The organism is Enterocloster citroniae, from assembly GCF_040545455.1.
Classification (GTDB): domain Bacteria; phylum Bacillota; class Clostridia; order Lachnospirales; family Lachnospiraceae; genus Enterocloster; species Enterocloster citroniae.
Window position 1 is genome coordinate 75,160 of sequence record NZ_JBEPLZ010000026.1, and the last position, 8,157, is coordinate 83,316.

The following is an 8,157-nucleotide window of genomic DNA, read 5'->3' on the forward strand; positions in this document are numbered from 1 at the left end:
CTCTTATCTCTTGCTTACAACTGTTTTTACCTGTGCTTCTGCTTTTTCCATGGAAGTGCAGGCGTCCCGCAAAAAGGCAGCGATCTCCTTTAATGAAGCTGCCTCAGAAGACAGGGCTTTACTCTGTTCCTGCATAAATTTCACAAATATCCCACCGGCTTTCCCGGACCAGGATGCAGCCATAGCCTCATTGGCAGCGTTCATCACTTTTACCGTCTGGTTCTGGATCTGGTCTGCTGCCTCTTCTAACAGCTTTGCCTGTTTTTTCACCGCCTTGGAATCAAAATTGATTGCTGCCATTATCGCATTCCTCCAAACTTAAGCTTTCCTGCATTCCGGTTCACTGTTTTTTCTGTATCTTCATATACACCGGCCAGTTCCTTAAGAATCTTTTCATAATTTTCAAACATAGCAATAATCGCGCCGGAACTTTTCTTTAACTGTCCCGCCACTGCATAGATATCATCAGCACTTTCTCCTGCATAAGAATCCTGCAGTTTTCGGAAAACCGCATAAGTCGCGTCCGCATTTGCTGTAATGGACTTTTTTATGGAAGTGATTTCCTGTGCCGCCCGCAGCAGCTCTTCTGTGTTGATCCGGTTAGTCCCGTCTCCTGCCATATGCCGCCTCCTTTAAACTTTTATCCTTTTGCAGCCGCCTGAATCTGACTGCTGATCTCTTCTTCGGCTTGCTCTAACTCATCTGCGATCCAGAGCAGACCTTCTGCCGTCTCTGCATACTGGTCTGCCATTTCAGCAAGAGCCGCCCGGTCCTTCTGGTAGTTTTGCAGAAAACGATCCTTTACCTCACTGCTCCAGGTGCTTCCAAGCCCCTCGATCACAGCCTGAAAGCGTTTCAGCTCTTTTTTCACATCAGCAGCCGAATTTTCCACCTTTTTTGCAGTAGAACGCAATGTCTGCGGATCGATTTCCATTTTATTTCCTGCCATGCTTCCCTCCTGTCTCTTTCATCAGACCATAACCACGCGGCTGCCGTTTTTAATTCCTACCTCCCTGAACGTTTCATGATCCTGGATCAGGCCTTCCTGCTCCACAGAACCAAAAACAATGTTATCCAGCCCTGCAAACAGGTCATGGCCTTCTAACTCCGCGATCTGCTTCATGATCTGCTGCTTTGCCGTGCCGATTTTCATACGGTCATCCAGCATAAACTCATAGGTTTTGGCATTTCCTGGTATCTCGATTTCCAAATGGATTTTACTCATATTCCTCCTCCTCGTATTCAACCAGCGTATATACTCGCCGCCTGCAGCCTCCCCGTCAATTTCCATACAGCATGGACTCATAGGCATAGCCGCGCAGGATCTCAGAAGCGCAAACGCCGGTTCCTGATACTTCCGGAAAATCCGTTGCCTCTCTGCCATACCAGGTTACTTCCACAATGGAGCTCTCGTCTCCGTAGAGTTCGAAGCGAATCGTAATGCCATCCTCCCCATAGTCACTTTCTCCGGCATAGCCTCCATACCACAGAAGTTCGCTGTCTTCCGCGGTGAACAGCGCGTATATGGTTCCATCATCGCTGAACTGTCCGATCTCCATGGAGATGATTCCATAGGATCCCACAGGCTCATTGGTACTGTAAAGTATATTCGCCACCTCCTGGGCGGTTAATCTGGAAGCGCCATAGCCCGGTACCCATGCCCCATTTCCATCCACATAACTGCCATCCGGCGTCTGGGTATCCGCCGCCATGTAGCCGTTTCCGTAGAAATAGTACCAGATACCGTCAATCTGTTCCCACTGACCAGTCGGATTGCTGCCGTCATCTCTCTCGTACCACCATCCGATGCCGTCATACTGCCAGTACCCCGCGTAAGCGGTGCAGGACACGGCCGCCGCCAGTGTCATTGCCAATACGCCTGCCAGTATCCTTTTTGTTCTCTGCTTTGTCATCTTTACCTCACTCCTCCTTTATCAATGGCGTCATAAAGAGCACTGCGCTTCCTGCCTGCTCTGCAAGGGCCGCTCCCGGCGGATAAACCCTGCTCCGTTCAGAAGACGCCAATTCATATTCACAAATACCCTGCTCGTCAAAAGCTCCTCCAAGGTGGATTCCCTGCTTCCCCCCGGTAAACTGCCGAATGGCCCGATAACCGGACAATTCCTCATATTCTCTTGGCGACAGTGCCATGAAGAAATGCAGTTTATGTTCCATTCCCTTTTCAAATACTGTCTCCAAAACCTCACTTACATCAAAATTTTCACTGTATACGGCTTCCATAAACTCTGAGGCGCTGTTGATCAGAGGGATCATTCGTTTATGATTGTTTAAGGCTGCCTTCACAGAAGTTCCTGCTTCTCTTGCCTCATATACCAGCTCGTTTCGCTCTGAAAGCTGCGGCAGCAGAATTTTTTCCATAAAATGATAAAGCTCCTCTTTGTCTGCCATGTAACCGTCCAGATTATTCTTTTGGGAAAATTCTTCCATTTCTCTTAAGCAGCCGTCAAACACATAGACGTCTGCCCCCTTTTTCTTCATCTGTAAGGCAGTATACTTCAGGAAATTGGTTTTTCCTGTTTTTCCCGAACCACATACGGTAAAACACAGGGTGGAATCCAGATCGCAGTTCTGCATCCGTCCCTCTTCCTCGCCCATAGCAAAAACAGGATCCTGTAATCTCTTAAAATCCTCCGATTCCAGAAATTCCAGACCATCGATGATTGTAAGGTCTGTTCCAAGCTTTTTTGCCCCGGATATGCTCTGCGCCATCAACGGTTTTAACTTTTCACGGATAGCAAGCATCATACTTTCACCCTGAGATGCTTTTACAGGAAGGGCCGTCTGAAATTCCAGGGGAACCCTTTCTTTGATCAGGCCTCTGCCTGTGGTCCTGTCGTCCGGCAGGATCTCAGAGCGCATCCCGACCACGCTGTCATATTCAAACCGGTCTGCCAGCTGAAGCCCAATCCCTTTTGTAATATTCTGAAGGATACGACTCCGGATATCGCCGGAATTATTGCAGGTCAGAATCAGATAAATACCATAACTCGCGCCATCTCTGGAAAGCTGGATTAAGGCACTCTCATACTGCTCGTAACTGTCAGAAAAGGCAGGATAATTGTCAATGACCAGTAAAACTGCCGGTACATCGTTGTAGCTTTCCCGGTAATCCCGATAGGAACCCATTCCCCTCTGGGAAAACAGCTTCTTTCTCCGGTCCAGTTCTTCCTCCGCAAAGCTCATCATCATCTGGATCTTCTCATCGTCCCCCTCCATACAGATACAGCCTGTATGGGAAAGCCCGGCAAACGCGGTCATCGTACGGCTGGAAAAATCCGCAATGTAAAAATTGATCTGTTTTGCCGTATAATGAAGAGCCGCGCCATAAAGAATGGTCTGCACCAGCGTGGTCTTTCCTGCACCGGCGGAACCGCAGACCAGCAAATGGCCATCTTTTACAAAATCAAGATAAACAGGGAACTGTCTCTGGTTTTGCGGATCATCTGCCAGGCCAATGGGGATCCACAGCTGTTTTTCATTCCAGGAAGGATCCAGGTCATCCAGATAAAGGGTACCTGGAAGAGGGGCCAGCCAGATCTGGCGAAGAGGCTTTATGTGATTGTCTTCCGCCAGCTTCGCCGCGTACTGCACCATGGCATCCAGCTGGGTAAATTTTTTCACATTGTCCCCTTTTTTCTTCTTTTTCTTCTTTACCGCTTCCGGCTTCCCGGTCAGTCCGATGATAACCGCTTTTGCCTTGCTGTCGTCACTGAATGGGATCTCCGGTGTATAAGGTGCTCCTGACCAGCCGGACTGGAATTCATCAAAGATCTCATCATTTCCCACCTGAAGGAATCCCCGCCCTGTTCCCGTGATGAAGGCTGCGTCCGTGCGCTTTAACATTTCATTGGAATCCTGTTTGTCCGCCACCCGGAGGCAGATACGGAATCTTGTATTGCTCCAGATCTCATCATCTACCACGCCGCTTGGCTTTTGGGTCGCAAGGATCAGATTGACGCCTAAGGAACGTCCCACACGGGCTGCGGATACCAGCGCCCGGACGAAGTCCGGCTGTTCTTTCTTAAGTTCCGCAAACTCATCGGCAATGATCAGCAGATGAGGCATTGGTTCTTCCGCTTCCCCATTCCGGTACAGCTCAATATATGCGTCAATGTGTTTGATCTTATAGTCATTGAAAATGCGCTGCCGCCTCTTGATCTCCGCATTGATGGAAAGCAGCGCCCTGGTCGTCTGGTTTCCGCCAAGATTGGTGATCACACCTGCCAGATGGGGAAGTCCGATAAAGCTCTGTGCCATACCGCCGCCTTTGTAGTCGATTAGGATAAATGCCACCTCATGGGGATGATAATTTAACACGAGGCTCAAAATATAGGTCTGCAGGGTCTCTGATTTTCCGCTTCCTGTGGTACCTGCCACCAGGCCATGGGGGCCGTGATATTTTTCATGGATATCCAGATACACCAGCTGTTCTCCCGCCTTCTGCCCGATCAGGGAGCGCATGCTTTCATAGGTGCGGTTTTCCAGCCATTTATGGTACATGTCAAGGTCTTCCACTTTGGAAGTTTTGTACATATCAAGGAATGTAAGCATATCCGGGATGGCTGCATTGGAAGCGTTTTCCCGTACCTGAAAGTTAGAAAGCTGTCTGGAAAATACGTCCATTTCAGGCAACGTTACGCTGTCAAAAGCAATTCCCGACTGCTCTTCAAATCTGGATAAGGTACTGTAACAACTGCTGACATCTTCTTCCCACTGTACAATGGTATTGCAATGAGACGGCAGCTTATCAATGGCGTCCGCACTGAAGATCACACTGATTCCCGCATTCTCTGGCGGATCGAAAAGGTACTTGGAAACAGGTTCCCCTTCTATCATGGAAATATCGCTGACAAAGACGACATAATGAGGAAGGACTTTCTCCGTTTCTTCCCTGTTTTTCTGGTTTTCCGATGCCTCTAACCGCTCCCGGATCACATCGGATAAATAATACATGACATCACCCATGGCTCTGGAATCACAGACGATCATCCGAAGCTTTCCGTCCGGAGTGAACGTGTGGGGAAGCCAGCGTACATACTCCATTTTTTCAAGATCTCTTCCCGGAAACACATAACACATGCGCACATCTGTATAGGGATGAAGCGCCGCAATCTGGAGAGACAGAAGACGCATCAGCTGATCTCGCTTTTCTTCATCTCCACTTACTACGCCTAACAGCCGGTACTCATAAAGGGAAACTGCCACAGGCACCTGATGCAGGGTCTTAAATTTCTCCTGCAGTTCTTCCATCTGGTCATTCAAAGGATCATGTTCCCCGCCCAGCTCTTCTTTTGCGATTTCAATCGCATTGGGAGAAGGCCTGTCTCCCGTTCCAAGACGGATGGAGAGAAAATCCTCATGGGTGCTGCTTTTTTCCCATAGTCTGCGGGTATTGGAGGTGGTAAATTCCAGAAGTTCCCCGGAAGAAGGGTACTGCTCTGCCAGAACCAGATGGTTATATTCCGTCTTATTCTTTAACTTTTCTTCCACCCGGACCATGTAATCCAGATATTTGCCGACCCGGTTTGATTCTGATTCTTTTTCTTCTTTCTTATTGTAGGAAGAATTGACTACCGCCCATACGGCCCCGATTCCTGCCGCTCCCAAAGACATGAAGATACTTCCCACTCCAAAACCGTCACTGGTCATAGCGGCCGCCAGAGCAATGGGGATCACCATAGTAAAAGAAGGTCCTATGGTAAAGATTAAAGGCTGTCGCTTCTGCTGCTGTTTTTTCGGGCATTTTTCAATGGAAATCGTCTCTCTGTCCAGATTCAGCATCTTTCGCGGGGTGCGCAGGAAATACACGTTTTCCGCTTCTGTCTCTTCTGCAGGCTCCTCTTCAAAGCGGGGGATCTCCACTGCTTTCAGTTCCCGGATCTTGCACTGTCCATCCGGGTTGTTGACCGCCAGAAGATTATTCAGATACACGATCTTAAGACCTACAATATAGATAATGTCCCCGTAGTGAAGCTTTGTCTTCTCTTTTACCATCCTTCCGTTTAAGAACGTACCATTTACACTGTTTTTATCCGCTATGTAAGCGGAGCCTGACTCAAAGGTGATCTCTGCGTGGCTTCCTGTTACAAAACGGTTTTTGTATACAATATTACAGAGATCATCGTTTCCAATCTCAAGCTTGAAAATGCTGCCTTCTTTCAGCATGTATTTTCCAAAGCTTACATTTTTCTTCTGGACCTGGTCGATCTTAACGGAAAAATACAGATCGGTCTTTCTTACGATCCCCTCAATCACAGTTCCGTCTTCCAAATCCGCGCTTTCCACCAGATCTCCCTTTAAGATTAGGGAATACTGTGGGGAGCTTCCCAACGTCCATTGTCCGTCCCACACCTGTACATTCAGCACCAGCTCTTCTTTTAACCCACTGACGAAGGGACGTATGGCAATGGGAAAATTACGGTTATCTATATTGGGGAAATAGGTTTCCGAAAAGCCATTTTCAAAGAAAACGGTCATAAGTAATGCCATAGTTCTCCTCCTTTAATAAATGCTACCCAGTATGTCAGCTACAGTCTCTTCCAGCGGCTCCGTATAAGAATCATTCATAGTTCCATACATTGCGAACAGGTATTCATCTTCTAATGGAAGAATCATCATGGCAACCTGCCCCATAGCTTCGTCTTCTTCCGTATAATCCAGAGCATATATGATATCTTGAACGAAATAGTCTGTACAATAAACCGTCTGCCCGGAATCTGTCGTCATCTCATAGATCCCTGCATCACTCACACCAAAGAGGCTTTCTAAAAACATGCGTAAAATCTCGGAAGGATCCGTGCTCCCGATTTCTGCTTCCATGTTTTCCCCTGTCTCCCCAAAAATAGAGACAAAGGTGCCATCTCCTTCCTCTGCACTGCCATGGATCAGCTTCACGCCACCATCCCCAATTCTTTCTTCAAAAGTATCGGGATAATAGACATCGTAGCCTAAAACCTGGTCCGATGCCAGACAAGTACCGTTACTCTCAAATACGCCTTTTTTGCCTCCCGCAAACAGAATCAGACAGATGACAACGATAATAACAAACCCGGCGGCTGCACCGCCGATTGCCAGCGGCAGTACCGGAATCTTCTTTCCAGGCTGTGTGTCTGCTTTTTTCTTCTCTTTTACCGTTTTTTTGTTTTCCGCTTTCTGCGCTTCCTGTCGTTTTGCCTGGGCTGTGCGTTCTCTGGCCCGTTTTTCCTCTTCTTTCTTTTCCCTGGTCCTTCTTTCTTCCTCCCTGCGGACCTCCTCCTGCTTTAACCTGGCCTGTTTTGCCATTTCCTCTGCTCTGGCGGCTCTGGCTTCTGCTTCCCTGGCTTCTTCCTTTACCCGTCTGGCCTCTTCCTCAGCCTGTCGTCTGGCTTCTTCCTGCTGTTCTTTTTGCCTCCTGGCCTCTTCCTCCAGACGCCGGATTTCCGCCTCCATTTCAGCCTTTTTCCGGTTCATTTCTTCTCTTCGTTCCTGTTCCGCCTGCTCTTCCTGCTGTTTTTTCCTTTTAGTCGCAAATAATGCATCCGCTTCGTTTCGATCTGCCATATCTCTTCTCCTCTCTCTTTTCTCCTGGTCTCTTACATAACCTACCAGTGGGGCATTAAATGCTCCCTCTCTACCATGGAAAGAATCTCATCATGGCTCAGTTCCACATTTCCAAAACGGACAAAGATCCCGTTTGTCACTACGCTATTCCATACCTTTGGATCTGTAAGAGGGAGAAAACGTATTTTATCCACATAAGGGCCCAAATCTAAAAACAACCTGCTTCCTGATATAAAATCGATCTGTAGGATATAAGGTTGTAAGGGTTTTACAGCCAGAATATACGTTCTTTCCACATAAATCCTCCTTTCAAACACATGATTTCTGCATAAAACAAATACGCCGTACTTTTATGGTACAATGGGTCATTCTGAAAAAATATTAACCAAAGGTTAGTATTTCAGACTGTAGACAAAATGGTTCCGGGTGCGATGCACCCGGAACCATTTTGAATTTTATATAGAGATATATTGGTTCGAATATCCAGACAAAAGAACAGGGTTTCCTTAGCCCGCCCTTTCTCCATTTCCAGATTGCCAGTTTCTTTAGATTCATACATGCAAATAAAAGGGTCAGCTCCATTGTCACTTTTGCCAA

Annotated in this window: 8 protein-coding genes and 1 pseudogene; all 9 read right to left on the minus strand. The window is 47.6% G+C overall.

The genetic code is table 11. The features are described from left to right. Window positions 1-3: 3 nt before the first annotated feature. A complete protein-coding gene (locus ABID13_RS24015; RefSeq protein ID WP_048931307.1) occupies window positions 4-300 on the minus strand; it encodes a WXG100 family type VII secretion target in 297 nt (98 codons plus the stop codon). After that, on the minus strand, window positions 300-620 hold the full coding sequence (locus ABID13_RS24020) for a WXG100 family type VII secretion target (protein ID WP_048931308.1): 321 nt from the start codon (window positions 618-620) through the stop codon (window positions 300-302). Before ABID13_RS24020 ends, ABID13_RS24015 begins: the two co-directional genes overlap by 1 nt. A 20-nt stretch (window positions 621-640) precedes the next feature. Beyond that, a complete protein-coding gene (locus ABID13_RS24025; protein WP_048931309.1) occupies window positions 641-949 on the minus strand; it encodes a WXG100 family type VII secretion target in 309 nt (102 codons plus the stop codon). 21 nt (window positions 950-970) lie between these two features. Continuing rightward, window positions 971-1,225, minus strand: a complete 255-nt coding sequence (locus ABID13_RS24030) for a hypothetical protein (RefSeq protein ID WP_048931310.1) — start codon at window positions 1,223-1,225, stop codon at window positions 971-973. Window positions 1,226-1,280: 55 nt separating this feature from the next. Beyond that, a complete protein-coding gene (locus tag ABID13_RS24035) occupies window positions 1,281-1,913 on the minus strand; it encodes a hypothetical protein (protein ID WP_048931311.1) in 633 nt (210 codons plus the stop codon). Window positions 1,914-1,920: 7 nt separating this feature from the next. Further along, window positions 1,921-6,510 carry a type VII secretion protein EssC gene (essC, locus tag ABID13_RS24040; RefSeq protein ID WP_048931312.1) on the minus strand — a complete coding sequence of 1,530 codons (4,590 nt, stop codon included), beginning with the start codon at window positions 6,508-6,510 and terminating at the stop codon, window positions 1,921-1,923. Between the two features lie 12 nt (window positions 6,511-6,522). Continuing rightward, on the minus strand, window positions 6,523-7,560 hold the full coding sequence (locus tag ABID13_RS24045; protein WP_048931313.1) for a hypothetical protein: 1,038 nt from the start codon (window positions 7,558-7,560) through the stop codon (window positions 6,523-6,525). Window positions 7,561-7,601: 41 nt separating this feature from the next. Beyond that, window positions 7,602-7,856: a hypothetical protein gene (locus tag ABID13_RS24050; protein WP_048931314.1), complete on the minus strand. Its 255-nt coding sequence runs from the start codon at window positions 7,854-7,856 to the stop codon at window positions 7,602-7,604. Between the two features lie 85 nt (window positions 7,857-7,941). Continuing rightward, window positions 7,942-8,157, minus strand: a pseudogene (locus ABID13_RS24055) (IS5/IS1182 family transposase); the annotation flags it as partial.